Origin of the sequence: Sphingobacterium gobiense, assembly GCF_002980575.1 — a bacterium.
GTDB lineage: Bacteria > Bacteroidota > Bacteroidia > Sphingobacteriales > Sphingobacteriaceae > Sphingobacterium > Sphingobacterium gobiense.
This window is the reverse complement of sequence record NZ_PVBS01000005.1, coordinates 176,754-200,902: the sequence shown is the minus strand read 5'-3', so window position 1 is coordinate 200,902 and position 24,149 is coordinate 176,754. Positions and strand designations below refer to the sequence as shown.

Here is a 24,149-nt window from a genome sequence, read left to right as displayed (position 1 = left end):
ATTAATTAATGTCTTATATTCGGCGAATTTGCAATATTTTTTAGAGGTAATTGGTTTATTGTAATAATATTCAAAAATAATGATTCTAGGGGTACTTAAAGAAACCAAAATCAATGAGCGTAGAGTGGCGCTTAGTCCGGAGATAGTTAAAATGCTCGTCAAGAAAGGTTTTCAGGTTCAGATAGAAAGTGGCGCTGGGCTAGGTTCTAACTTCGCCGATGAAGATTACAAATTGGCGGGCGCAGGTATTGTTTCAAAAACCGAGATTTTTAATGCAGACGTCGTTCTCAAAGTGAACGCTCCTACGCGAGAAGAAGCTTCGCAGTATAAAAAACAAGCGGTCAGTATTTCTTTGCTATACCCTTATACGCAACCGGAACTTCTCGATATGCTAAACGCTCGTCAAATTACCTCGTTCGCTATGGATGCGGTACCTCGTATATCACGAGCGCAGAAAATGGACGCTTTGAGTTCGCAAGCAAATTTGGCGGGCTATAAAGCGGTAGTTATAGGAGCGAATGCCTTGGGAAAAATATTCCCATTGATGATGACCGCCGCTGGAACAATTACTCCCGCGAAGGTGCTTGTCTTTGGAGCTGGAGTAGCTGGTTTACAAGCTATCGCTACTGCCAAACGTCTGGGTGCTGTGGTCGAAGTATCCGATGTGCGGCCAGAAACAAAGGAGCAAGTGGAGTCGTTAGGTGGCCGCTTTTTAGTTGTTGAGACAGCCGAGGAAGTAAAAACAGAAGGCGGCTATGCGAAAGAAGTCTCGCAAGAATTTCTAGCAAAACAGCAGCAATTGATTAAAGATAAAATCAAAGACGCTGATCTTGTCATTACAACCGCGCTAGTGATGGGTAAGAAGTCACCAATTCTGGTTACAGAGGAAATGGTTAAATCTATGAAAGCCGGTTCCGTAATTGTCGATATGGCCGTTGAATCTGGAGGTAATTGTGAAATTTCAGAATTTAACAAGACTGTCGAAAAATATAATGTCACTATAATCGGGGAATCTAACATTCCGTCATTGTTGCCCGTCAATGCTAGTCAACTGTATGCAACCAATATTAGTGCTCTTTTACTTCATCTAGCCAACAACGAAGGTTTTAAATGGGAGATGGACGAAGAAATAACCAAAGGAGCATTGATCACACATCAAGGGGAATTGGTGCATGAATTTACAAAATCTATTTTATCTAAATAATTCAAAAATCATAAGTTATGTCTGCTGAGAGTTTTATTATTCTATTGTACATATTAATATTAGCCAGTTATCTAGGTTTTGAGCTAATAAATAAAGTGCCTCCGACGCTTCATACCCCACTGATGTCAGGATCAAATGCGATTTCCGGAATCACTATTGTGGGGGCAATTCTCGCCTGCAATGAACTGGGATTTGTTTCCGTAAGTAAGTGGCTGGGAATGCTGGCACTTATTTTAGCAACCATTAATGTGGTTGGTGGTTACACGGTTACTGACAGAATGCTGAAAATGTTCAAAAAAAAATAGGAAAGAATGAACATCATAATACAAATCTCATATCTAGTCGCCTCTATATTGTTTATAGCCGGCATTAAAATGTTAGGACGTACGAAAACCGCTCGCAAAGGAAATATCGTCTCGTCAGTTGGTATGTTCATCGCCGTATTGGCAACTGTCGTTCAGGTAGAGGCTATTTCACTGATTGATATACTTATATGTGTTCTTATCGGGTCCACTATTGGGTTAGTTATTGCATTTAAAGTGCAAATGACAAAGATTCCGGAGATGGTAGCTATGTTTAATGGCTTCGGAGGGTTGGCATCGCTGGCTGTGGCTTTATCTGATTTTTGGCTGAATACACAACAACGCAATTTAGGAGTTGATACAATAACGGGAGTTAGCGTTGCTTTGAGTATCTTCATCGGGGGAGTTACATTCACTGGATCGATTATTGCTTTTATGAAGCTCAGCGGAAAAATGTCGGGTCGGGCGATTCTTTTTAAAGGTCAACATCTCGTCAATTTGATTCTATTAGTATTGTCTGTCGTTGTTGCAGTTTTTGCATTGACAGATTTTACGAATCCGATCTACATTATCGTACTAGGTGTTCTCGCTTTAAGTATAGGGATACTTGTGGTTATCCCCATCGGCGGAGCGGACATGCCGGTTGTTATCTCCTTACTAAATTCCTATTCGGGAATGGCTGCCTGTGCAACAGGTTTTGTTCTTAACAACAATGTACTCATTGTATCTGGTGCGTTGGTAGGAGCTTCAGGAATTATTCTCACACAGATTATGTGTAAGGCGATGAACCGCTCATTGGCCAACGTCCTTTTAGGAGGGTTTGGCCAGACATCTGGTGGGGGAGGCACATCAGCTGATGGTCCGCAAATAGTTGTGAAAGAAGTGGGTGTTGAAGAAGCCGCCCAAATCTTTGATTCCGTTTCTTCTCTAATCATCGTTCCCGGCTATGGAATGGCCGTTGCGCAAGCTCAGCATACCATTCGAGAACTAAGTGAATTGTGTGAAAAAAAAGGTGTCGACGTACGTTTTGCTATCCACCCCGTTGCAGGTAGAATGCCGGGACATATGAATGTACTCTTAGCAGAAGCAAATATATCTTATGATAAGCTTATCGAAATGGACGAAATTAATGATGACTTTGCCAATACGGATCTTGTATTTGTGGTTGGAGCTAACGATGTAGTTAATCCTGCGGCTAAAACAAACCCGAATAGTCCGATTTTTGGTATGCCGGTCTTGAACGTCGAGAAAGCACAGACCGTTATCGTTAGTAAAAGAAGCATGGGGAAAGGATACGCCGGTATTGAGAATGAGTTATTTGGTGCGGATAACTGTCTTATGCTCTTTGGCGATGCCAAGCAAACCATTACTAAATTGGTTGGAGAGCTAAAGGAAATATAATTCTTTTAGCTATTTGCAGCGATTGCCAACTTGTAAACGAAGAAAGCATCAATCCATGATTGATGCTTTCTTCGTTTACATTACTGTGTGTCTGAACTGGACGTTCTCGTCCTTACTTCTTCAAATTCCTTCTCGATTTCTGCCGAAACAGGTTTACCCATCAGTGAAACGACGACGATCGTCAGAAAGCTTAAAAGAAACCCTGGAATAATTTCATATACTTCCTTGTAGTCGTGGGGTATGTAAATCCATAGTAAGACCGTGGCTCCACCCACTAACATACCCGCCAAGGCTCCCGCCACTGTCATACGCTTCCAAAGCAATGACAGAATAACCAACGGACCGAAGGCTGCGCCAAATCCGGCCCAGGCATTACCAACAAGCCCAAGAATGCTTTCTTGTGGATTCAATGCGAGTAGAAACGCAACGATTGCAACGACAAGGACAGAGAGCCGGCTCATGATAAGCATGTTCCTTGCATTGGCGTGTTTATTAAAAAATGTTCTGTAAATATCCTCTGTCATCGAGCTGGAAGTGACTAGAAGTTGGGATGATATCGTACTCATAACCGCGGCCAAAATGGCTGAAAGCAGGAATCCGCCGATAAGTGGATGGAAAAGAGCTTTTGAAAGGTATATGAATATCGTTTCCGATAGTTCTTGCGACGCATCGAACCGCTGCATGGTTTCCGCATCGAACTGTTGAAGGTATGCAATTCCAAAAAATCCCAGGAGTAGGGAACCAAGAACTGTTCCTGCCATCCAGGTCATGCCTACCCGCCTTGCCTTTTTTATATCCTTCACACTATCGATTGCCATAAATCGGACAAGAATGTGCGGCTGACCGAAGTATCCCAGGCCCCATGCTAGCAGAGAAACAATAGAAACAGCAGTAGTTCCCCGCAACATATCCATATAGTTAGTGTTCTTGCGTTGGATGATGTCTAATGTTTCTTCTACTCCCCCTAGTTGAAAAACAACAACCGATGGTATCAGGAGCAGCGCGATGACCATGATACTACCCTGTACAGCGTCTGTTAAACTGACGGCCATAAAACCGCCGATAAACGTATAAAAAACGACGACTAGCGACGTAGCCCAAAGACCGATACTGTAATCCATGTTAAAAGCAGATTCAAACAGTCTGCCTCCGGAAACCATGCCCGCGGAAGTATACAGCGTAAAGAATATCAAAATAAAAACGGAGGATACTAGTTTCAACAGTTGTGACTTGTCCCGGAATCGGTTTTCAAAGAATACCGGAAGCGTTATAGCATTTTTTGCCACCTCGGTGTATACGCGTAAACGTGGCGCTACGATGACATAATTGAGAAATGCACCTGTTGTCAGCCCGATAGCGAGCCACGAACCAGACATTCCCATCATGTACATTGCGCCGGGCAATCCCATCAATAGCCATCCACTCATATCGGATGCCCCTGCAGACAAGGCAGTCACAAATGGTCCCATCTTGCGTCCACCTATTAAAAATTCCTCTGAGTTGCTTGTCGATTTTCGATATCCGTAGATACCGATCATAATCATAATCAATACGTATAAACCGATGGAAATCACCTCGTAAATATTCATGAGCAATAGTTATTTGAATTTTTCTAATGATACAAAAAACCTCTTCGTAAAATGTGATTGCATCAGCGCCTGGGAATCAGGTCGGAAGAATGTCCATAGATTGGTGGAGATAAAAAACCGAGCAACGCTCAAGTTGATTCTATATATTTTAAGAATGACAAAAACGCCTTCGGTAAGTTCATCTTGTACCCACCACATTCCTAACCTTAAATCACATGTAATGCAAGCGGTTCGGGATAAAGGTAAAAAAAAAATCATATCTGCCGCGATAAATAGTCGGATATTAATTGTGTATAAACAGAAGATATAAGTTATAGAAAAAAGATAGGTAAATTCTATAATTTGTTTTTAGTGTGTATTTTTTTCTACCTTAGGGCTCTTAAACTTTAACATCACTGGATGCAGCAGTTCATAAACCAAATTTATAATATTGTCTGGAGCGACGCCCTTGTATACCTCTGCCTGTTTACAGGGATCTATTTTACTTTGCGTTTTCGGTTTCCCCAAGTACGTTATCTCAAACACATGATAAAACTTCTTTTTGCAGGTAGTAACTCAAGCCGAGGTATATCTTCATTTCAAGCTTTTTCCCTCGCAATATCGGGACGTGTTGGAACAGGTAATATAGCAGGTGTCGCTACCGCCATCGGTATGGGCGGTCCAGGAGCAGTGTTTTGGATGTGGGTGATTGCGTTTCTTGGTAGTTCTTCCGCCATCATTGAAGCCTCCCTCGGGCAAATGTACAAGGAGGTAAAGGATGGGCAGTATCGAGGTGGGCCAGCATTTTATATTTTGAAAGGATTAAACTCTAAAGTCTTTGCATGGACATTTGCGGTTGTTACCATTATCAGTACCGGTTTTTTATTACCAAGTGTTCAGAGCAATAGTATTTCGTTAGCTGTCCATTCCTCTTTTGGGATTTCTCACCACGTTATCGCAGTAGTATTGGTGTCACTTCTTGCCTTTATTATTATTGGCGGTGTCAAACGTATAAGCCGGGTGGCAGAATATGTTGTACCGTTTATGGCTGGAGCGTATATCTTGATGGCGATCGTTATCATGACGCTCAATTTTCAACAAATACCGGCCGTTATTGCCATGATATTCGATGCGGCCTTTAACACGGAGTCTGTCTTTGGTGGCATCATCGGAATGGCGATATCATGGGGAGTAAAGCGTGGTATCTATAGCAACGAAGCCGGGCAGGGTACAGCGCCCCATGCGGCTTCAGCAGCGGCGGTAAGCCATCCCATTAAACAAGGACTGGTACAAGGGTTTTCTGTATATGTAGACACTTTATTTGTATGTACGGCAACGGCATTCATGATACTGTTTACTGGGCAGTACAACGTAACCGATCCTGAGGGAGGTTTTCTTGTTCAGAACCTTCACGAGTCTATACAGGCTGGACCGGAATATACGCAGCATGCCGTCGCGAAACACTTCCCACTGTTAGGAGATAGTTTTGTAGCGATTGCTCTTTTCTTTTTTGCCTTTACCACAATCATGGCCTATTATTATATTGCTGAAACCAATGTAAGTTTTGTAATGGGGGCGAGCAAAAACAAGCTATTAATATGGACATTGCGTCTTCTTATTCTCTTATCGGTATATATAGGCTGTATATCCACGGCAGAATCCGCATGGATATTGGGGGATATTGGTGTCGGCATCATGGCATGGCTCAATGTCATTGCCATTATTTTCTTGCACAACAGAGTATTGATATTGCTAAAAGACTACAACGGACAGATAAGTGAGGGAAAAGATCCTGTATTCAACAATTCAAAATACAATTTTCGTAATATGGATTTCTGGAATCAAAAAAGTAAATCCTTTCCTGAATAACGTTCTCTACTTGCCAAAACCATCAAGGCTTTGTATTTTTGGTGGAATAGCCCGTTGGTGTAATATACGAGGCGGTAAAAAAAAACAGATATGAAGCAAACCATTTTGGTACCCACAGACTTTTCAAACAATTCGCTAACAGCTGCACGTTATGCCATAGAACTTGCCCAGCAAATGGGGACAGACGTCTATATCCTTCACGTCTACCAGTCGTTCACGTCAGCCTTCCAGACCTCGGGAGCCAATGAGACGGACGAGCAGCAGGCGAAACTACGGGCAGAAGACGGACTTGCCGAGTTTATGGGCAAGCTGAATAATGTTTCGGAGATACAAGTGGCCTCGAGCGCCGTCAAAAAAAGCAGCCTACTGGACGCCGTCAATGATTATATTGCGGAAAACAGCGTTCAGCTGGTAATTATGGGCGCCCAAGGAGAATCTGGCAGAAGGCAGGACCTGTTGGGTAATAATACCTATGACGTAGCGAAGGATGTGTCCCGTCCGTTATTGATCGTCCCGGAGCATACAAAAAATGCTTTCAAATTGGAGCACGTTGTGTTCTTCAGTGACTATCAGCAGGGGGATGTCAAGAGTCTTACTAGCTTTAATTCCTTGTTTGGCCATATGCGACCATCCTGTACCTTGGTTCATATCCATGAGTCGGAAGATGAGCCGGCAGAAAGCGACCGACAGCGTTTAGAAGAATGGAAAGCGGTATTGGAGAACGAGACGCCTTTGGATAATCTGTCCACGGAACTCGCTCACGTACCCGAAAATGTGGATGCCGTAAACGACATCCTCAAACAGCTGAATGCTGACATGACCCTCGTTACACTTGTCGACGCAAGAAGTTTTTTCAAGAAACTGTTACACAAAAGCTTAGCAAGGACCATTGTTCTTAACCCTCAAACACCCGTTTTGTTAACGTCTGAAGATACGGAGTAATGATTGCTTGAAGCGATTTAGTGAATAAAATAGTAGTGAATTGGCACAAACGAAAAAACGCTGTAGACTCTTGTTTACAGCGTTTTTTCGTTTGTGCTTTGACTTTGTTGTCTGTAGCCCGTAGGGGAATCGAACCCCTGTTTCAAGAATGAAAATCTTGCGTCCTAACCCCTAGACGAACGGGCCGTTTTTGTGTTTCGGTGTGCAAATATAGAAATGATTATTTATTGTACAAAATAAAATTGAAAAAATAGTTTTCAGATGGAGAAAATAAGATAATAATTACGCTTGGACGTTATAAAAGCCATTTCCCACGAGAAATAGTGGAAGATTACAATGTTGAAAACCTCGACTCTTCCATTTCCGTAAATGCCGCTACGGTGGAAAATATTACACTCTTTTCATTATTCTTTAGGTTCTTAAAACTGGTAGGCAGGAATAACCCGCCACCTATATCCTTGTAGCCGTTTACAAGATACGTGTGGCCTTCTTTATTGACAAATTGTTTAATCCATCCCGTTTCACCACTAAATAATACCTCGCCTGATACACCTCCTTTTAATTGAAAGGAAAGCGAATTTAGCTTTTCTGCATTAAAAATCTTAGTAGATATCTTCCCTGTTTTTGTTTCGGGTTGCTCGATCAACACAGGCAGAAAAAGAAAAGTATAGTCCCTTATGAACTGCTCGTTAATTTTGGTAAAATGCTCGTTTGTTTCGGAGCCCGTCTGTGTTACTTCTTTGCCGTTGATAAAAAACTTAGCTAGTTTACCTGTTTTAAAGTTGAACAGGGATACAATGTTATTTCCGTCGTTAGTTTTGCCTTCGAAACGTGCTTGTCCCGACTTCGTATTGATGATAAACTTTCGTGCATCTTGAAAGTATTTTGCGTCGTTTCCATTTACCGTAAAGAGAATATAGTTTGTACTGTCCCACTTGTTCTTTCCACCGATTCCTTTCAATAGGACCTTGCTCACTTCCTGCTCCTCCTGTGCCGATATAATGACATGAGAAAAGGAAAGTACCCCGATAATAATTGCTATTAGGAATGTTTTCATAGTTGATTCCTTCCTATTTAAGGATAATGCAACAACCACTAGTATTGTTTACTGATGAGTGCCATTTGGATTGCTGTAACGGCAGCTTCTTCTCCCTTGTTACCATGTTTTCCTCCAGCCCGATCCAGAGCCTGTTCTATATTATCTGTTGTTAATACGCCGAAAATAACTGGTTTATTATGTTTGATAGCAACGTTTGCGATACCGTTTCCTACGGCGTCACATATAAAGTCAAAATGCCTTGTTTCACCTTGAATGACGCAACCAAGACATATAATTGCATCAAACGATTTATTACGAAGTGCTATATCAGCTCCGGAAATCAATTCATAACTACCGGGAACATGGATAATATCAATATCATTTTCTACAGTTCCGTGCTGCTGTAAACCTTGCAGGGCGCCATCTAACAAGGATCCCGTAACTTGGGCATTCCATTGGGAAACGACGACTGCAAATTTCAAACCCTTCGCGTTGCCAACTTCAATATGTGAGAAGTCTGACAAATTCTTCATGCTACTAGACATAGGGCAAAGATAAATAAAAAAGGCTGCTTACAAAAAATAAGCAGCCTATATCCTCTAATGAGCTATTTCTTATTGTTGTTTTGCCTGAGTACGTGCTATAAGGCCATCAATCATGTTCGCTTCGGGACTATTTGGATAGTCGGATTTGATTGATTGATAAGCCTGTTCCGCGTTTTTGAAATCTTCTAACGCTTCGTATACTAAACCTAATTTTTTAAGGAATAAGGGAGTTGTATAGGTGTTTTTGCTTTTCTGCGCCGCTTTTTTGTAGTGATTAGCCGCACTTTTGTAATCTTTAGATTCTGAATATGCATCTCCAATTAATCCCGTAACCAATGGATCTAAAATATCGCTTCCTGTATCCGAATATTTTTGAAGATGTTTTATTGCCTCCTGAAAATTTCCTTGACGTAGGTACAATCCACCTAGATAAGCATTTGCAATATTAGCAGATTTCGTATTGGAATATTCTTCTGCGATTTCCTTAAAACCTAAAAATGAACCGTCTCCTTCAATAGCTTTGGCTTGTAGGGAGTCAATTGCAGCATATTCTTCTGCTTTATATAGTTGATTTGCTGCCTTTTCGGCGCGAGGAGCTAGGTACAATCGCTGATAACCTAGGTACAGTAAAATCAAAAGAATGATACCACCAACAATGAAAGCAATACTTTTTTGATTATCCTGAAAAAATGAACCTGAAGGTTTTTTAGGTTCAGTTTGATTTACGTTTTTATTTGACATTTGTTGTTATCGTATAATAAATATGGAACGCAAAATTACACTTTTAAAATTTTATTACAAGTTTTCTGTGGTATTTTACTGACAATAGTGGATATTCACGTTAATCTATGCTTTTCAAGTATAAATTTAGTAAACATTTTGTTGTCTATCCGGTGGTGGTAGGTGAAATGTTACCGTCGAGCTGCTCATAGATTGAGTTTTGACTCTTAAATTCGGGAACGATAGCTTTCATCTGACGAACAGCCTCCACGTTATTGTCTGTTATAGCGGCCTCAAAGAGACGATTGAGTTGTTCGCTGACCAATGAAAAATTATTTTCTCGGACCTTTGCAATCATAATTTTTTGGTGATGAGTAGGGAGGGTGTTTTCAAGATCGTTAAGCAATTCCTCGTATAATTTTTCACCCGGACGTAGTCCTGTAAACTTAATATCGATATCTTGGTAAGGAATAAAGCCTGAAAGTTTGATCATTTTTTCGGCAAGATCAACTATCTTGACTGATTTTCCCATGTCAAATACGAATATCTCTCCTCCATTCCCCATGGATCCTGCTTCGATAACTAATTGACACGCTTCGGGAATGGTCATGAAATAGCGTGTGATCTCCGGATGCGTCACTGTAAGTGGTCCCCCCTTTTCGATTTGCTCTCGAAAACGTGGAATAACGGAGCCATTTGATCCCAGAACATTCCCAAAGCGTGTCGTTATAAATCGGGTCTTTGCATTTGGACGACTTACGGCCAAATTGTTGTTTAAGGACTGCACGTACATTTCGGCAATACGCTTGGTCGCCCCCATGACATTAGTAGGGTTGACAGCTTTATCAGTAGAAACAAAAACAAATTTCGATACGTCAAACTCGATTGCAAGATTTGCTAAAGTAAATGTACCGAACACATTCGTCCGTATACCTTCAATAGGATGGTTTTCCATCATGGGTACGTGCTTGTATGCTGCCGCATGATAAACATATTGAGGTTTAAATGTTTCAAACAGTGTCCGCATTCGTCCCTCATTTTTCACATCCGCAATGAAAGCTTGATAGGCCTGGCCTTTAAACCGCTCCTGTAGGTCTAAATGTAGGTTATGTAAAGGGGATTCTGCTTGATCGCATAAGATAATAAGTTGCGGTTCGAAATATCCCAGTTGTTTAGCAATTTCACTTCCGATAGAACCTGCGGCACCTGTTACCAAGATACGTTTCCCTCTTAATTGTTCTAAAAGTGTTCCGTTGTTCAGTTTTATAGGAGCTCGTTCCAATAAATCTTCGATTTTAACTTTCGTGATTTGTGTGGGCGAAACGGTGCCGTTGATGATTTCGCTAACTGGGGGGAGGGTAAGCACATTTATCTTTTGCTCTAGGCAAATATCAATAACCTGATTCTTTTTTTCTGTACTGATTCTGTGCGAGGCAAAAATTAATTCATCGATAGCCAATCGATCGATCAAACCGCCAAGATCCTTTGAACTGAAAATTTTAATACCGTCAATATATTTGTCGATCTTAGTTTCGTCATCATCGAGATAGGCAACGATGTATTTGTTGGACTTGAGGTCATGGTCAAAGGTACGTTTTACTGCTATGCCTAAATCACCGGCACCATATACAACCACATTTTTTTTATCCGAAGACTTAGTTTTATTATATTGAAAAAATATTTTAATTAATGTTCGATAGGTTGTTAAGCCGGTAAACGCAAACAGGCTATATACGATGATGACATTAACGGGAATAAGTGTCGGAACGTTGCAAGCAATCATAACCAACTTAATAGCGAACAGAATAATGACGTTAAAAAGCAACGTAGATAATATGCGGATGGAATCAACGGCACTGGTATAGCGGACAATGCCCGAATAGAGTTTGAAAATCAGGAAGGAAAAAGAGGTAATACCTAAACAGTAAATCAATTCGACCGCAAAACGTGATTGGGCATACGCCTGTATATTGAACGACTGGAATAAGCCGTAAGCGAATACAAAGGCTATAGCTGCAATAGCTAAGTCAAAAATAAAAATAGTCCATCTCGGAACAATGCCAATTTGATTAAAAACAGGAAACTTTTGCATTGACATATTTTTACATAGATTGTAAAAGTATAAAAAAAAAAGGATTTATGAATCTGATTCCCCAAATATCAAGAATAATCTCTAAATTCACTAGTTTAAAAACAGATATGATTGTAGCATGAACGATATGTCAAAAATTGCCCACAAGGCGATATTTCAACCGAAAGAAGCATTGGCAAGTGTGGGTAAAAGTCGGCACACATTAAAAATTGGGGTGCCGAAAGAAATATCATTACAGGAAAAGCGGATACCCCTAACACCATTATCTGTTGCTTTGCTCATTGAATACGGTCACGAGGTAATTATTGAGTCGGGGGCTGGCGATGCTTCAAACTTTCTAGACACCCATTATAGCGAACAAGGTGCGCGGATTAGCCGTGATAAACAAGAGGTGTTTCAATGCGATATCGTAATTAAAATCGCGAGCCCAACCTTAGAGGAGGTGAACATGATGAGAAATAAGCAGGTCTTGCTGTCCTCCCATCAGCCCTCGCTAATGAAGTTGTCTGTGTTACAGGGCTTAATGCGCAAGCAAATCACAGCGATCTCCTATGAATACTTGCAAGATGAGGGTGGGCATTTGACCGTTGTACGTGCCATGAGTGAAATTGTGGGTGCAACTTCCGTGCTTATTGCAGCAGAGTATCTTAGTAATATTTTTGATGGAAAGGGGCTGATGCTAGGGGGTATTACGGGTGTTCCTCCTACAGAAATGGTGATTATTGGTGCAGGTACGGTAGGTGAATACGCCGCTCGTGCCGCTATCGCTCTCGGAGCACAGGTTAAAGTATTTGATAGTTCTGTATACCGATTACGCAGACTACAAAATAATGTAGGAAGCCGCGTTTTTACCTCGGTTATACAACCGATTGTATTAAATAAAGCAATTAGATCTTGTGATGTTGTTATTGGAGCTGTGCGCTCGAAGAACGGTCGTTCTCCTTGTATCATCTCGGAAGACACCGTTTCCAAAATGAAACCAAATTCTGTGCTCATTGACGTCAGCATCGATCAAGGTGGATGTTTCGAAACGTCCGAAGTGACTACCCTTGACCAACCCGTATTCCGGAAATACGACGTGATACATTATTGTGTCCCTAATATTGCATCGCGTGTGGCTCGTACGGCGACCTACGCGCTCACAAACATTATGACACCCCTGCTCCTACAGATTGGAGAATGCGGGGGTATGAATAATATGATATGGTCTGATAAATGTATTCGCAGTGCAGTCTATCTCTATCAGGGGATGTTGACAAACAAAGACATTGCCGAAAAGTTTAATTTGCCCTCGAAAGATCTGGATTTAATTATCGTAGCTAATCAATAGAAAAATGAGGTTTATTTATTCTTTACTATTTGTGGTGTTATTAAATTATTATACGTTAGCGCAGGAAAAAGTTGCATTGTATTCCATAATCCCGAACGCAACAAAATCAGCTGAAGCTTTGGGAGCGGAGAATGTTCCTGTTTTGTATAAATACGAGTTGCCTAGTGCAAAACAGGCTGTATTGGTGATTCCTGGAGGTGGATATTCCCATGTGGCGATTAACCACGAAGGACATGAAATAGCTAAGGCGTTTAATGAGCAGGGTTACAGTGCATTCGTGCTGTATTACCGCTTACCTAAAGATGAGTATATGAAGGTACGAAAGATAGGGCCTTTACAGGATGCCCAACGCAGTATGCAATGTATTAGAGAACATTATGACTTTGACAAGGTCGGTGTAATAGGCTTTTCAGCCGGAGGCCACTTGGCTTCATCACTGTCAAATCATTTTGATGATGTGAAAATTGAGAATAAGCATGCTATTAATTTAGCACCTGATTTTTCCGTATTGATTTATCCCGTTATTTCGATGGATGATGAGATTACGCATAAGGGATCCAAGAAAAATTTGATAGGAGAACATCCCGAAACAGAAGATTCTGTGTATTTTTCTTTGGAAAAACAGGTGTCAAAGAACACACCTCCTACTTTTTTAGTGCACGCCGAAGACGATAAAACGGTGCTCATCGCCAACGCCTTGCGTTACCAAGAAGCACTGGATAGGGAAGGTGTTATCAATGAAATATTCGTCTATAAGACCGGTGGGCATGGTTTTGGCTTGCATAATAGAACCGATGCTAAAAAATGGTCAGAAGCCATGTTTACGTGGTTAGAGGATTTAAAATAAGAGCCGGGTACACCGAGGTTTTAATAAAACGTAATATATTTTTTAATAGTAACTACTACGTTACTGCCGATGGCGATATTGGATAACGGGTGTAAAATGGCATGCAAAGCAAGCTGTCTGTTATTTAACACCAATTCTTTGTAGAAGCCACGGAAACGTATATCTTTTACTTGAAACTCCCCTTGTGTATGTTCTTCAAAAGCGACATCCTCCTGATGAATCCCAATAGTATGGTGTGATGAAATTCCCAGGAGAGCGGCTTGGTCGGAGGATAATATATTGCTTTTTGCAAGAAGTTGTGCCGTGTAGCTATGGGTCGGTTCGTAATAAAGCCTTGTCGGGGACCCTTGCTCCATTATTTTCGCATTTTTCATGACGATTAATTCATCGGCCATGGCAAGAACCTCGGTAGGATCATGGGAAACCAAAAGTACCGTAATGCCCGTTTCTTCTACGATCAGTCGAATATCTTGTTGTAATGCATCTCGAAATGCGGCGTCTACTTGGTTGAAGGGTTCATCCATGAGTAGCACTTCCGGCTCGTTCACCAAAGCACGCGCAATAGCCACCCGTTGTTTTTCTCCGCCACTCAAATCGGCCACCCGTTGTTGGCCAAGATGAAGAATATTTAGTCTGTCTAGTGTTTCACGTGTCTTGGACTCTTTCAGCGAAAGATTGGTGTTGGGCAACTGGGACGCGATGTTATCCCAGACTTTTGCATACAGATTGAGATCATCAAATCCCTGTGATACTAATTTCATAGCATCATGCCCTGGGATAAGTTTGTCTTTTCGGGTGGGAACTAACCAGCCGCGATAGCGAACTTCCCCTGAAGAAGGCTCTAATAGACCGTATATAAGTTTTAACAACGTGCTTTTACCACTTCCTGATTCTCCGATAATCGCTGTGATCTTTCCCTCAGCGATACCGAAATCAACCTTATCAACCGCTACAACATTCTGCTTCGCATGGAAGGTGTGAGAAAGATGTTCGCCGTAGATAAGGGGTATTCCCGTTTTTTGTTGATCGGTAGGAATATATTGACAAGAAGAGGTTTGCTGCACCATAGAGAATAATTACCTTGTATGGTACAAAAGTAACATATTTTACGAACAAAGACGGTTCCTCGCTTCCATTCCTTTAGAACCCTAATGTCAGCCCAAATGTGAAATTATTTAAGTTTTCTTGGTTCGGGCTATTCTCGAACATATCATTCATGTAGTATTTAGTGAAAACACCTAGTGATCCAAATCCTACCCGTGCGAACACCCCATATTGAAAACTTGCCAAATTGTAGTTGTCCCTGAACTTTTGCTTACCCTGTTCTTCGCTTTTGAATCGTTGTGTTCCTTTGAGCAGAATGCCCGTCATTGCACCAAAAGCGATTTTGGGTCGGTGGCCGTGATGGTTTCTACCTCCTCGCCATTCGAAGCTTAGTGGCGTGCGAAGGTAGGTCGACGTAAATATGTTCTTTTTATAAGTAATATCGGACGGGCTATAAGCCAATGGGGTTGCGTCCGTATTTAGAATAATATCATTTTTTAGCCTGAGATAATTCCACTCAAAGCCTGCGGATACATACATTTTGAAAGCGTCGTTAAAACGAACACCGAATTGCGCAACGTCAAACCCAAAATTAGATGCCTTCTTGTATTTTAAAAACTGATTTTCCTCTCCTAATGTAAAACTTCCATCGTCCATCAGGCGGGAGAATCCCCAATCTATCCGCGTAAAAGTAAGCCCGCCAAATACACGCGGATATTTGATCACCTTGCCACGGTCATCATAATCTTTTTTTCCCAAAGTTGGTTCGAGGTCGATTTTTCTGGCGAGGGTATCACTGCCTTCGTCTTCTTGTGCAAAAGAATGTTGTGCGGAGATAAGTAACGCTATGCCGACTAATCCTGTAAATAATAAGTTCTTTTTCATCTGTATAAATTTTCTTTCAATGGTGATGAAGCTATCAGGGTTATTCATCCCGCTGTCTGGTTTGAATAAGCCATGATGGTTTCATAATAGATTATCTTCTTTTTTTATTACGGTTTTTCACTAAGCTATTGACTATATCGAGCCGAAGAAATCCTTCGTCATCTTTACTGAATTGAACGCTTGTATTATCAGTGGGGTTTAATGCATCTGATATTTTGTTCAAGATGCCAGGTACTATACCTTCGGTCGGTTTTTTTCGAGTAGAAGCTAACATGCTTTCTTCTGTTTCCGGACTATCAATCAACGGAGCGACAGGCGGGACACTGATAGCGTACTTCTGTGGTACTTTGTCATCTATATCAAGATCAGCTGTGAGCGGTAGTGAAACACCAGCTGGTTCTAATCCCACGAGTTCCACACGCGGTTCTTCCGTTAGAGGTAGACGCTCGTTAGCAGGTTTTTTTTTCTCGGATATGGAAGCCTTTTGCACAAACTCGTCCTTTTTTGCTACTTCTTGTTCGGATCGCTTCGCGTGTCCTTTTTTAACAGGGATAACCGACTGAACTGAGTTGGAGGATTCTCGCTTAGTATTTTTCGCTGCCATCGGTACCTCCTTTTGGGTTATAATTGATATATCCTCTGTCGTTGTAAATGGCATAATATTATATAATAATGCAATCAAGCCAAGACATCCAACGGCTATTGCGGCATAACTTACCCAATTCAGTCTTCTGACGGGGACAACCTTTTGTTGATCTAACCGGTTTTCGATTTGATGCCAAATGTCGTTTCTTGGAGGAGCAGTATGATGTTCCAGGTGCTCCTGAAATAGTTTGTCTAAATCTTTATCGTTCATAACCGATATTTTCAATTTTCATCAATTTCTCTTTAAGCCATTGTCGCGCCCTGGACAGTTGTGATTTGGAACTGCCCTCACTAATGGATAGCATTTGGGCAATTTCTTTATGCGAGTAGCCCTCGATCACGTAGAGGTTAAAGACTGTTCGGTAACCTAATGGAAGTGTTGTCACCATAGCCAACAAATCTTTATACTGCAGGTTTTCGTCGCTTCCAGAGCGACTATCGGCCACTGGATAATCGAACGTAAGTGGTTCAAAACCATGTTTGCTCTTGTTCCGGTGTAATTCAATGGCCGTGTTGACCATGATTTTACGAATCCACCCCTCTAATGAACCCTTATTGTCAAATAGCTGTCCTTTTGTGAATACCTTAATGAATCCAGCCTGGAGAATTTCCTCTGCTTCCGACTCATACTGTGCATAACGTAGACACACCCCAAACATCCGAGCGGATAACATTTGATACAATTGAAACTGCGCCTTGCGGTTTCCCGCTAGACAGGCATTCCATAAGGTATCTAAGTTCGCGTTATCCAATTTCAGATTAGTCTTTAATAACAAGACGATGATAATTGTACAAAGGTTGCACGAAAAAGAAATTTATTTTATTATGATCTTTCTCGTGTTATTCGTTGACGAAACGGCAAGCGTTATCTGGCGGGATCCTTCCGGAAGGAGATTGGGGATTTTTTCCGGCCATTCTACAAAGCAATAAGCATCTGTATAAAAATACTCCTCGTACCCCATATCCAGCGCTTCTTCTTCACGCTTTAAGCGATAAAAATCAAAATGATATATCGGGCCATGGGATGAATTGTATTCATTGACAATTGAAAATGTGGGACTACTCGTGTTATCAGTCACGCCTAGCGCCCTGCAAAAGGAATTGACTAGTGTTGTCTTACCCGCCCCCATGTTGCCATAAAGCAAAAAAATCCTGTCATTTGGGAAATCGGACAGTATCTGTTGAGCAGCAATGTCCAGTTCTTGAAGATTATTCACGACAATTGTCATCTTACTAAATTGTTCTTTAAAGGTGATGAAGCTATTATTTAGGTGTGTAAACCGCGTATGGAATGATCATCTCTTCTAAAGAGACACCCCCGTGTTGAAACGTTTCGTTATAGTAGTTAACAAAATGATTATAGTTATTAGGGTAGACAAAGAAATAATCATCTTTGGCAAACACAAATGTTGAGCTCACATGAAGTTTAGGAAGTTGTGCGTCATGTGGGTTTTTGATTACAAACACTTCTTTGTTTTTATAATTCAAATTTCTCCCTTGCTTGTACCGCAAGTTCGTATTTGTATTTCTGTCGCCAATAATCTTACTCGGTTTTTTAACCCGTATAGTGCCATGGTCGGTCGTGACGATAACGCGTACATTTCGCTGTGCGAGCCATTTTAAAGCGTCCAACAGTGGAGAATGCTCAAACCAGGATAGCGTTAATGAACGATAGGCCCTTTCGTCATTTGCCAATTCCCGAATCATAGCCATATCTGTGCGGGCGTGCGACAGCATATCGACAAAGTTGTAAACTAAGACGTTTAAATCGTATTGCATTAGGTTATTCATCGACTCAACAATATCTCTTCCTTGGCTTAATGTGATTATTTTGTGATAGGAATGTCTTAAATCCCGACGATAGATGCGATTGATTTGATCTGCTAAGAATTTATCTTCATATAAGTTTTTACCTCCCTCATCATCATCGTTTTGCCAAAAATCGGGAAATCTTTTTTCCATTTCCAAGGGTGTTAAACCGCTGAAGATCGCATTTCTTGCGTACTGAGTGGCCGTTGGTAAGATGCTATAGTAGGCATCTTCTTCCTCCAACCGATAATAGTCTGTTATGACTTCGTTGATCACTTTCCATTGATCGTACCGCAAGTTATCAATTAAGAAGAAAAAAGTAGGTCGTTCCTTGTCTAGATGGGGGAATACTTTGTTTTTAAACACATGATGTGATTGAATTGGGCCTTCTTCCTTGTTTTGTATCCAGTTTAAATAATTTTTTTCTATAAACTTGGAAAACAGTGTGTTGGCGTCAGATTTTTGCATCGTGAGAATTTCGTGCATACCTGCATCTTCCAGCTTCTGCAAAGAAAGTTCCCAATAAATAAGTTTACGATAAGCCTCTACCCACTGTTTATAATTTAGGTCATCATTGATGGTCATCCCAAGATTCCGGAATTCCTGTTGATAAGCCATAGAAGTCTTTTCACTGACCAGTCGTTTATTCTCGGTGAATTTTTTTATGGTCAAGAGGATTTGTTTGGGATTGACAGGTTTAATTAGATAATCGTCTATTTTGGAACCAATCGCGTCCTCCATCAGATGTTCCTCTTCGTTCTTCGTTACTAGTACCGTAGGGATGGTTGGATTAATGGTTTTTAATATGACAAGTGTTTCCAGTCCCGTTTTACCAGGCATATTCTCATCTAGAAAAACAAGGTCAAAGGGCTCGTTTTGAAAAGCATCCACCGCATCGTTACCGTTATTAACGGTTTTCACGCGATAACCTCTCTCTTCCAATAATAGGATGTGTGGCCTTAAAAACTCAATTTCATCATCAGCCCACAGTATATGTATTTTTTGTATCATGTATTTTTAACATTAATTAACTTCATTCTCCTTATCTTTGCGCTTAATTTAGACATCCGAAGGCGATTAAGCACCGAGGGAAAAAGAAAGAGAGATGAACTGCTATGTTGAAATAGAAAGAGTTTGTCCTCATATATGACTACCTTTGAACTCTTTTGCGACTACGATGTAGTTGTTTGTTGAAAAGCGCTCGTTCGTGTCTCAAACATAGACAAATTCATTTTTATATACAATATAATTATAAGCATATGAAATGAATTTGTTCTAGCTCTCATCAGCCATTGAAAAGAAAATAGATGGATGAAATTTAAAGATAATAATTAACATCATAGCGTAAAGTTGAATAAGAAAAAGATAATTAACGACCCTGTCTACGGATTTGTTTCTATTCCGTCGGCTTTTATTTTCGATCTTATTCAACATCCATACTTGCAAAGGCTGCGGTTTATCAAGCAAGTTAGCATGACGCATTTGGTGTATCCAGGAGCACTTCACACGCGTTTTCAACACGCCATTGGCGCTATGCATCTCATGTCGTCGGCAATTGATACACTTCGTAACAAAGATGTGTCTATTAGCTATGAGGAGGAAGAAGCCGTGCTGATCGCGATATTGCTGCACGATATAGGTCACGGGCCTTTTTCACATTCGTTAGAACATACACTTATTGAGGGTGTTTCTCATGAAATGCTTTCGTCCCTGTTGATGGATAAACTGAACGAAGAGTTCGAAGGGAGGCTATCCTTAGCGATTACCATTTTTAACGATCATTATCCTAGAAAGTTTTTTCATCAATTAGTGTCCAGCCAATTGGATATGGACCGTATGGATTATTTAAACCGCGATAGCTTTTTTACGGGAGTGTCGGAAGGCGTTATTTCTTTTGATCGTATTATAACGATGCTGAATGTGGAGGAGGGCGAGTTGGTCGTGGAAGCAAAAGGAATTTATTCTATCGAAAAATTCTTAATTGCTCGTCGTCTTATGTATTGGCAAGTTTATCTGCATAAAACGGTTGTCAGCGCAGAACAAATGCTTATTAAGATTCTTTATCGTGCTAAAGAACTGGCGGCACAAGGGCACGTCCTATTTGCCACAACGGCCTTAGGCCATTTTTTGAAAAATAAAATTAACCATCAAAATTTCTTAGCGGATATTCGTCATTTAGCGTGGTTTACCCGTTTAGACGATACCGATATCATGTCAGCTTTGAAAGAATGGGTATATGATGAAGACAAAATATTACGTACACTGTGTCGAAAATTGATGGACAGAGATCTTCCACGTACAGAACTCAGAAATACGCCGTTTTTACAAACAGATGTGGATATGATACGCGAAAAAGTGAAAAATTATTTCGATTTGGAAGAAAGCGAAGTTGATTACTTCGTGTATACGCAAGTGATCCAAAACAGTGCTTACGATACACAGCATAATACAATTAAAATCATAAACAACCGTGGCTATGTTCAGGATATTACGGAAGCCTCGGATGTTTCGAATATAGAGGCGTTGGCAAAGCGCGTGGTTAAGTTTGCCATTTCCTATCCAAAAGAAATAGGACACCCGCTGGATGAGGGGAATAATTTCTCAAAAAAATAGTAAGAAAAAGTATACATTTGTAAGATGCAATTTACTGCAAATCAAATAGCAACATTATTGAACGGATACGTTGAAGGAAATCCTGATGTTCTTGTAAATCAGCTGGCTAAGATTGAAGAGGGTGAAGAGGGGGCATTAGCTTTTCTGTCAAACCCAAAATACGAACATTTCCTTTATGAGACAAATGCGTCCGTTGTTATCATTAATGAGGACCTGCAGTTGACTAAACCTGTCAACATTAGTTTAATTCGTGTTAAAGACGCATATTCCGCTTTTTCCGAACTTTTGCGTGTTTATGATCAGTTGCGTAACGAACGCAGTGGGATTGAAGAGCCTTCTTTCATCCACGAATCGGCAAGTATAGGGCAAGATTTATATTTCGGTGCTTTTTCTTATGTCGGACGAGATGTCGTCATTGGCGATCAGGTGAAGATATATCCCCAAGTATACATCGGAGACGGCGTTATTATTGGAAATAATACGATAGTTTATCCGGGCGTTAGAATTTATCACGATAGTAAAATTGGAAACAACGTGGTACTTCATAGCGGTGTAATTGTAGGCAGTGATGGATTTGGTTTTGCTCCGCAAAAAGACGGTACTTATAGTAAAGTGCCCCAAATTGGAAACGTAGTCATTGAAGATCATGTGGAGATTGGCGCTAATACGGTAATTGACCGAGCAACACTTGGTTCTACAATCATTCGAAAAGGGGTGAAATTAGATAACCTCATACAAATAGCCCATAATGTAGAAATCGGCGCCAATACCGTAGCAGCCGCACAAACAGGCATTTCTGGAAGCACGAAGATTGGAGAGCACGTCGTCTTGGGTGGACAAGTGGGCGTAGTGGGACATATTCAAGTAGCAACGGGATCACAAATTCAAGCCCAATCAGGGGTTAATAGATCTATAGGCCAAGAAAATAAGAAATGGGGTGGTTCGCCGGCCATGCCCTATAACAGTAACCTACGTTCGCACGTCATTTATAGCAAATTGCCTGCACTAGAACAACGTGTTGCGGAATTGGAAGCTCGTCTTAAAGAACTCTATAACGAAAATCGATAAATTTCCTAAATAGAATGTTAGATATGAATGTAAAACAGAGGACGATACAATCTGAAATTTCCATTTCAGGAATTGGACTACATACAGGCAAAGCTGTAAACATGACCATTAAGCCTGCCCCAGAGTTCCATTGGTATAAATTTAAAAGAATCGATCTGGATGGAGAGCCTATCGTAGCTGTAGATGCAGATAATGTATCCGATACATCGCGTGGTACGACCATTTCCCAAAATGGGGCATCGATCAGCACCATCGAACACTTGATGGCAGCGTTGGTGGGACTTCAGGTAGATAACGTTCTCATTGAAATAGATGGTCCGGAAGTTCCTATTTTGGACGGTAGTTCCAGAATTTTTGTAGAGAAGTTAGTAGAAACGGGCTTGGTAGATCAAGAAGCGGATAGAGACTATTATGAAATCCAGGATAATATTGTTTATGTAGAGAAAGATAGAAAAGTTGAAATTATAGCGATGCCGTTGGATGGCTATCGCCTGACTTGTATGATTGATTTTAATTCACCTGTATTGGGTAGTCAACATGCTTCTATCAGTAATATCACGGAATTTAAAAATGAAATTTCTGGTTCGAGAACATTCTGTTTTTTGCACGAATTAGAGAGCTTGGTCAACCATAACTTAATCAAAGGAGGAGATCTATCCAATGCTATCGTTATTGTCGATAAAGAGGTGAGTAGGGAAGAACTGGATAAATTATCAGGATTATTTAATAAAACAGTGGAAGTTGCTAATGAGGGAATTTTGAACAATATCCAATTGCGCTACCAAAATGAACCTGCACGGCATAAATTGCTGGATATGATTGGCGACTTGGCTTTAGTCGGACGTCCGTTGAAAGGGCATATCATGGCTGCCCGTCCGGGACATACTGCAAATGCGGCTTTCGCTAAGAAAATAAAAGCAGAAATCAAGAAAGACAAGAATCGTAAGAATCTAAAAGTTTACGATCCGAATATGGCACCGGTTTATGATACGGTACAAATTATGAAAATATTACCGCATCGTCAACCTATGTTGATGGTCGATAAAATTTTGGAGCTGTCAGAAACGCACGTTGTAGGATTAAAAAATGTCACGATGAACGAAGATATTTTTATGGGACATTTTCCTGAAGCACCAGTATTCCCGGGGGTATTGCAAATCGAGGCCATGGCACAAACAGGTGGGATTTTAGTGTTAAATACGGTTCCCGATCCAGAAAATTGGCTTACACTGTTCCTAAAAATAGAAAATGCTCGTTTTAAGAATCAGGTGACTCCTGGTGATACGATTATTTTCAGTTGTGAGTTGCTAGAACCTATTCGTCGGGGAATTGCCAGAATGAAGGGCGTAGGCATGGTAGGTGACAAAGTAGTGAGTGAGGCTGAGCTTATGGCTCAAATTGTAAAAGTAAAAGGTAATTAACATGATACAACCGTTATCATACATACATCCCGAAGCTAAAATAGCGCAAAACGTAGTGGTAGAGCCATTCTCTACCGTACATAGGGATGTAGAAATTGGAGAGGGCACTTGGATAGGGTCCAACGTTACCATCATGAATGGTGCTCGTATTGGAAGAAACTGTCGTATTTTCCCCGGATCCGTTATTTCGGGTGAACCACAAGATTTGAAATTTGAAGGCGAGATTACGACGGCAGAGATTGGAGACAATACTACAATTCGGGAATGTGTAACCATTAATCGGGGTACAAAAGATAGGTACAAAACAGTAATTGGGGAAAATTGTCTTATTCAAGCCTATAGTCACATTGCCCACGACTGTTTTGTGGGGAATAACTGTATCTTCTCCAATTCCAGTACGCTGGCAGGGCATATCACTGTTGGAGATTATGTTGTTCTCGCGGGAATGGTTGCTGTACATCAATTCTGTAAAATTGGATCACATGCATTTGTAACCGGCGGAACGCTAGTGAGAAAAGATGTGCCGCCATTTATCAAAGCTGCCCGGGAGCCTATTGCTTATGCGGGTATTAATTCTGTCGGGTTACGTCGCAGAGGATTTAGCACCGAAGAGATTACAGAAATTCAGGATATTTATCGGGTATTGTTCGTCCAGCACCGCAATCTGACGAAAGCGTTAGACTTAGTAGAAGCAGAGTTTACACCTACAGAGTTACGTGATGAGATCCTTTCCTTTGTACGCAATTCTAATCGAGGTGTAATTAAGGGTTTTAATCAGGGAAGAACTTCCACACTTTAAAAATAA

22 protein-coding genes and 1 tRNA gene are annotated in these 24,149 nt (G+C 40.9%); 11 read left to right on the top strand and 12 right to left on the bottom strand.

Annotation, left to right across the window (positions count from 1 at the left end; translation table 11 throughout):
* The first annotated feature begins 79 nt into the window (after nucleotides 1-79).
* Genes C5749_RS18485 through C5749_RS18475 form a run of 3 tightly spaced genes read left to right on the top strand, consistent with a single transcriptional unit; the run spans nucleotide 80 to nucleotide 2,907 of the window.
* Nucleotides 80-1,204 carry a Re/Si-specific NAD(P)(+) transhydrogenase subunit alpha gene (locus tag C5749_RS18485; protein WP_105727688.1) on the top strand — a complete coding sequence of 375 codons (1,125 nt, stop codon included), beginning with the start codon at nucleotides 80-82 and terminating at the stop codon, nucleotides 1,202-1,204.
* 17 nt (nucleotides 1,205-1,221) lie between these two features.
* Nucleotides 1,222-1,509 (top strand): NAD(P) transhydrogenase subunit alpha part 2, encoded by a 288-nt coding sequence (locus tag C5749_RS18480; protein WP_105717942.1) that lies wholly within the window; start codon nucleotides 1,222-1,224, stop codon nucleotides 1,507-1,509.
* A 6-nt stretch (nucleotides 1,510-1,515) separates the two neighbouring features.
* Complete coding sequence (locus C5749_RS18475; RefSeq protein ID WP_105727687.1) at nucleotides 1,516-2,907, top strand: NAD(P)(+) transhydrogenase (Re/Si-specific) subunit beta; 1,392 nt, start codon at nucleotides 1,516-1,518, stop codon at nucleotides 2,905-2,907.
* Between the two features lie 80 nt (nucleotides 2,908-2,987).
* On the opposite strand, the gene putP is transcribed toward C5749_RS18475, so the two are convergent.
* Nucleotides 2,988-4,496, bottom strand: a complete 1,509-nt coding sequence (gene putP, locus C5749_RS18470) for a sodium/proline symporter PutP (protein ID WP_105727686.1) — start codon at nucleotides 4,494-4,496, stop codon at nucleotides 2,988-2,990.
* Nucleotides 4,497-4,895: 399 nt separating this feature from the next.
* On the opposite strand from putP, the gene C5749_RS18465 reads away from it, so the two are divergent.
* Nucleotides 4,896-6,344: an alanine/glycine:cation symporter family protein gene (locus tag C5749_RS18465; protein WP_105727685.1), complete on the top strand. Its 1,449-nt coding sequence runs from the start codon at nucleotides 4,896-4,898 to the stop codon at nucleotides 6,342-6,344.
* 90 nt (nucleotides 6,345-6,434) lie between these two features.
* Complete coding sequence (locus C5749_RS18460) at nucleotides 6,435-7,286, top strand: universal stress protein (protein WP_105727684.1); 852 nt, start codon at nucleotides 6,435-6,437, stop codon at nucleotides 7,284-7,286.
* 114 nt (nucleotides 7,287-7,400) lie between these two features.
* Here C5749_RS18460 and C5749_RS18455 read toward each other — a convergent pair.
* The 5 genes from C5749_RS18455 to C5749_RS18435 all read right to left on the bottom strand — a co-directional run bounded on the left by C5749_RS18455 (nucleotide 7,401) and on the right by C5749_RS18435 (nucleotide 11,682).
* Nucleotides 7,401-7,472, bottom strand: a tRNA-Glu gene (locus tag C5749_RS18455).
* A gap of 145 nt (nucleotides 7,473-7,617) precedes the next feature.
* Nucleotides 7,618-8,343 (bottom strand): hypothetical protein, encoded by a 726-nt coding sequence (locus C5749_RS18450; protein ID WP_105727683.1) that lies wholly within the window; start codon nucleotides 8,341-8,343, stop codon nucleotides 7,618-7,620.
* 38 nt (nucleotides 8,344-8,381) lie between these two features.
* Nucleotides 8,382-8,870, bottom strand: coding sequence for a 6,7-dimethyl-8-ribityllumazine synthase (ribH, locus tag C5749_RS18445; RefSeq protein WP_105727682.1), 489 nt, complete (start codon nucleotides 8,868-8,870; stop codon nucleotides 8,382-8,384).
* Between the two features lie 69 nt (nucleotides 8,871-8,939).
* Entirely contained in the window at nucleotides 8,940-9,611 is a 672-nt protein-coding gene (locus C5749_RS18440; protein WP_105727681.1) for a tetratricopeptide repeat protein, read from the bottom strand.
* A gap of 145 nt (nucleotides 9,612-9,756) precedes the next feature.
* Entirely contained in the window at nucleotides 9,757-11,682 is a 1,926-nt protein-coding gene (locus C5749_RS18435; protein WP_105727680.1) for a polysaccharide biosynthesis protein, read from the bottom strand.
* Nucleotides 11,683-11,800: 118 nt separating this feature from the next.
* On the opposite strand from C5749_RS18435, the gene C5749_RS18430 reads away from it, so the two are divergent.
* Nucleotides 11,801-13,012 (top strand): alanine dehydrogenase, encoded by a 1,212-nt coding sequence (locus tag C5749_RS18430; RefSeq protein ID WP_105727679.1) that lies wholly within the window; start codon nucleotides 11,801-11,803, stop codon nucleotides 13,010-13,012.
* 4 nt (nucleotides 13,013-13,016) lie between these two features.
* On the top strand, nucleotides 13,017-13,859 hold the full coding sequence (locus C5749_RS18425) for an alpha/beta hydrolase (protein WP_105727678.1): 843 nt from the start codon (nucleotides 13,017-13,019) through the stop codon (nucleotides 13,857-13,859).
* A 20-nt stretch (nucleotides 13,860-13,879) separates the two neighbouring features.
* Here C5749_RS18425 and C5749_RS18420 read toward each other — a convergent pair whose 3' ends face one another.
* The 6 genes from C5749_RS18420 to porX form a co-directional block, all read right to left on the bottom strand.
* On the bottom strand, nucleotides 13,880-14,926 hold the full coding sequence (locus tag C5749_RS18420; protein WP_245893844.1) for an ABC transporter ATP-binding protein: 1,047 nt from the start codon (nucleotides 14,924-14,926) through the stop codon (nucleotides 13,880-13,882).
* Between the two features lie 73 nt (nucleotides 14,927-14,999).
* Entirely contained in the window at nucleotides 15,000-15,788 is a 789-nt protein-coding gene (locus C5749_RS18415; protein ID WP_105727758.1) for an outer membrane beta-barrel protein, read from the bottom strand.
* Between the two features lie 91 nt (nucleotides 15,789-15,879).
* Complete coding sequence (locus C5749_RS18410; protein ID WP_105727677.1) at nucleotides 15,880-16,644, bottom strand: hypothetical protein; 765 nt, start codon at nucleotides 16,642-16,644, stop codon at nucleotides 15,880-15,882.
* Nucleotides 16,634-17,185 carry an RNA polymerase sigma factor gene (locus C5749_RS18405; RefSeq protein ID WP_105727757.1) on the bottom strand — a complete coding sequence of 184 codons (552 nt, stop codon included), beginning with the start codon at nucleotides 17,183-17,185 and terminating at the stop codon, nucleotides 16,634-16,636. Before C5749_RS18405 ends, C5749_RS18410 begins: the two co-directional genes overlap by 11 nt.
* 63 nt (nucleotides 17,186-17,248) lie before the next feature.
* Nucleotides 17,249-17,662, bottom strand: a complete 414-nt coding sequence (gene tsaE, locus C5749_RS18400) for a tRNA (adenosine(37)-N6)-threonylcarbamoyltransferase complex ATPase subunit type 1 TsaE (protein ID WP_105727676.1) — start codon at nucleotides 17,660-17,662, stop codon at nucleotides 17,249-17,251.
* Nucleotides 17,663-17,696: 34 nt separating this feature from the next.
* Nucleotides 17,697-19,250: a T9SS response regulator signal transducer PorX gene (porX, locus tag C5749_RS18395; protein WP_105727756.1), complete on the bottom strand. Its 1,554-nt coding sequence runs from the start codon at nucleotides 19,248-19,250 to the stop codon at nucleotides 17,697-17,699.
* 342 nt (nucleotides 19,251-19,592) lie between these two features.
* On the opposite strand from porX, the gene C5749_RS18390 reads away from it, so the two are divergent.
* The 4 genes from C5749_RS18390 to lpxA are packed head-to-tail and all read left to right on the top strand — an operon-like array spanning nucleotide 19,593 to nucleotide 24,143.
* Nucleotides 19,593-20,855 carry an HD domain-containing protein gene (locus C5749_RS18390; protein ID WP_105727675.1) on the top strand — a complete coding sequence of 421 codons (1,263 nt, stop codon included), beginning with the start codon at nucleotides 19,593-19,595 and terminating at the stop codon, nucleotides 20,853-20,855.
* A 24-nt stretch (nucleotides 20,856-20,879) separates the two neighbouring features.
* Nucleotides 20,880-21,923, top strand: coding sequence for a UDP-3-O-(3-hydroxymyristoyl)glucosamine N-acyltransferase (gene lpxD, locus C5749_RS18385; protein WP_105727674.1), 1,044 nt, complete (start codon nucleotides 20,880-20,882; stop codon nucleotides 21,921-21,923).
* A 23-nt stretch (nucleotides 21,924-21,946) separates the two neighbouring features.
* Nucleotides 21,947-23,344, top strand: coding sequence for a bifunctional UDP-3-O-[3-hydroxymyristoyl] N-acetylglucosamine deacetylase/3-hydroxyacyl-ACP dehydratase (locus C5749_RS18380; RefSeq protein ID WP_181151522.1), 1,398 nt, complete (start codon nucleotides 21,947-21,949; stop codon nucleotides 23,342-23,344).
* A 1-nt stretch (nucleotide 23,345) separates the two neighbouring features.
* Nucleotides 23,346-24,143 carry an acyl-ACP--UDP-N-acetylglucosamine O-acyltransferase gene (gene lpxA / locus C5749_RS18375; protein ID WP_105727672.1) on the top strand — a complete coding sequence of 266 codons (798 nt, stop codon included), beginning with the start codon at nucleotides 23,346-23,348 and terminating at the stop codon, nucleotides 24,141-24,143.
* The last annotated feature ends 6 nt before the right edge of the window (nucleotides 24,144-24,149 follow it).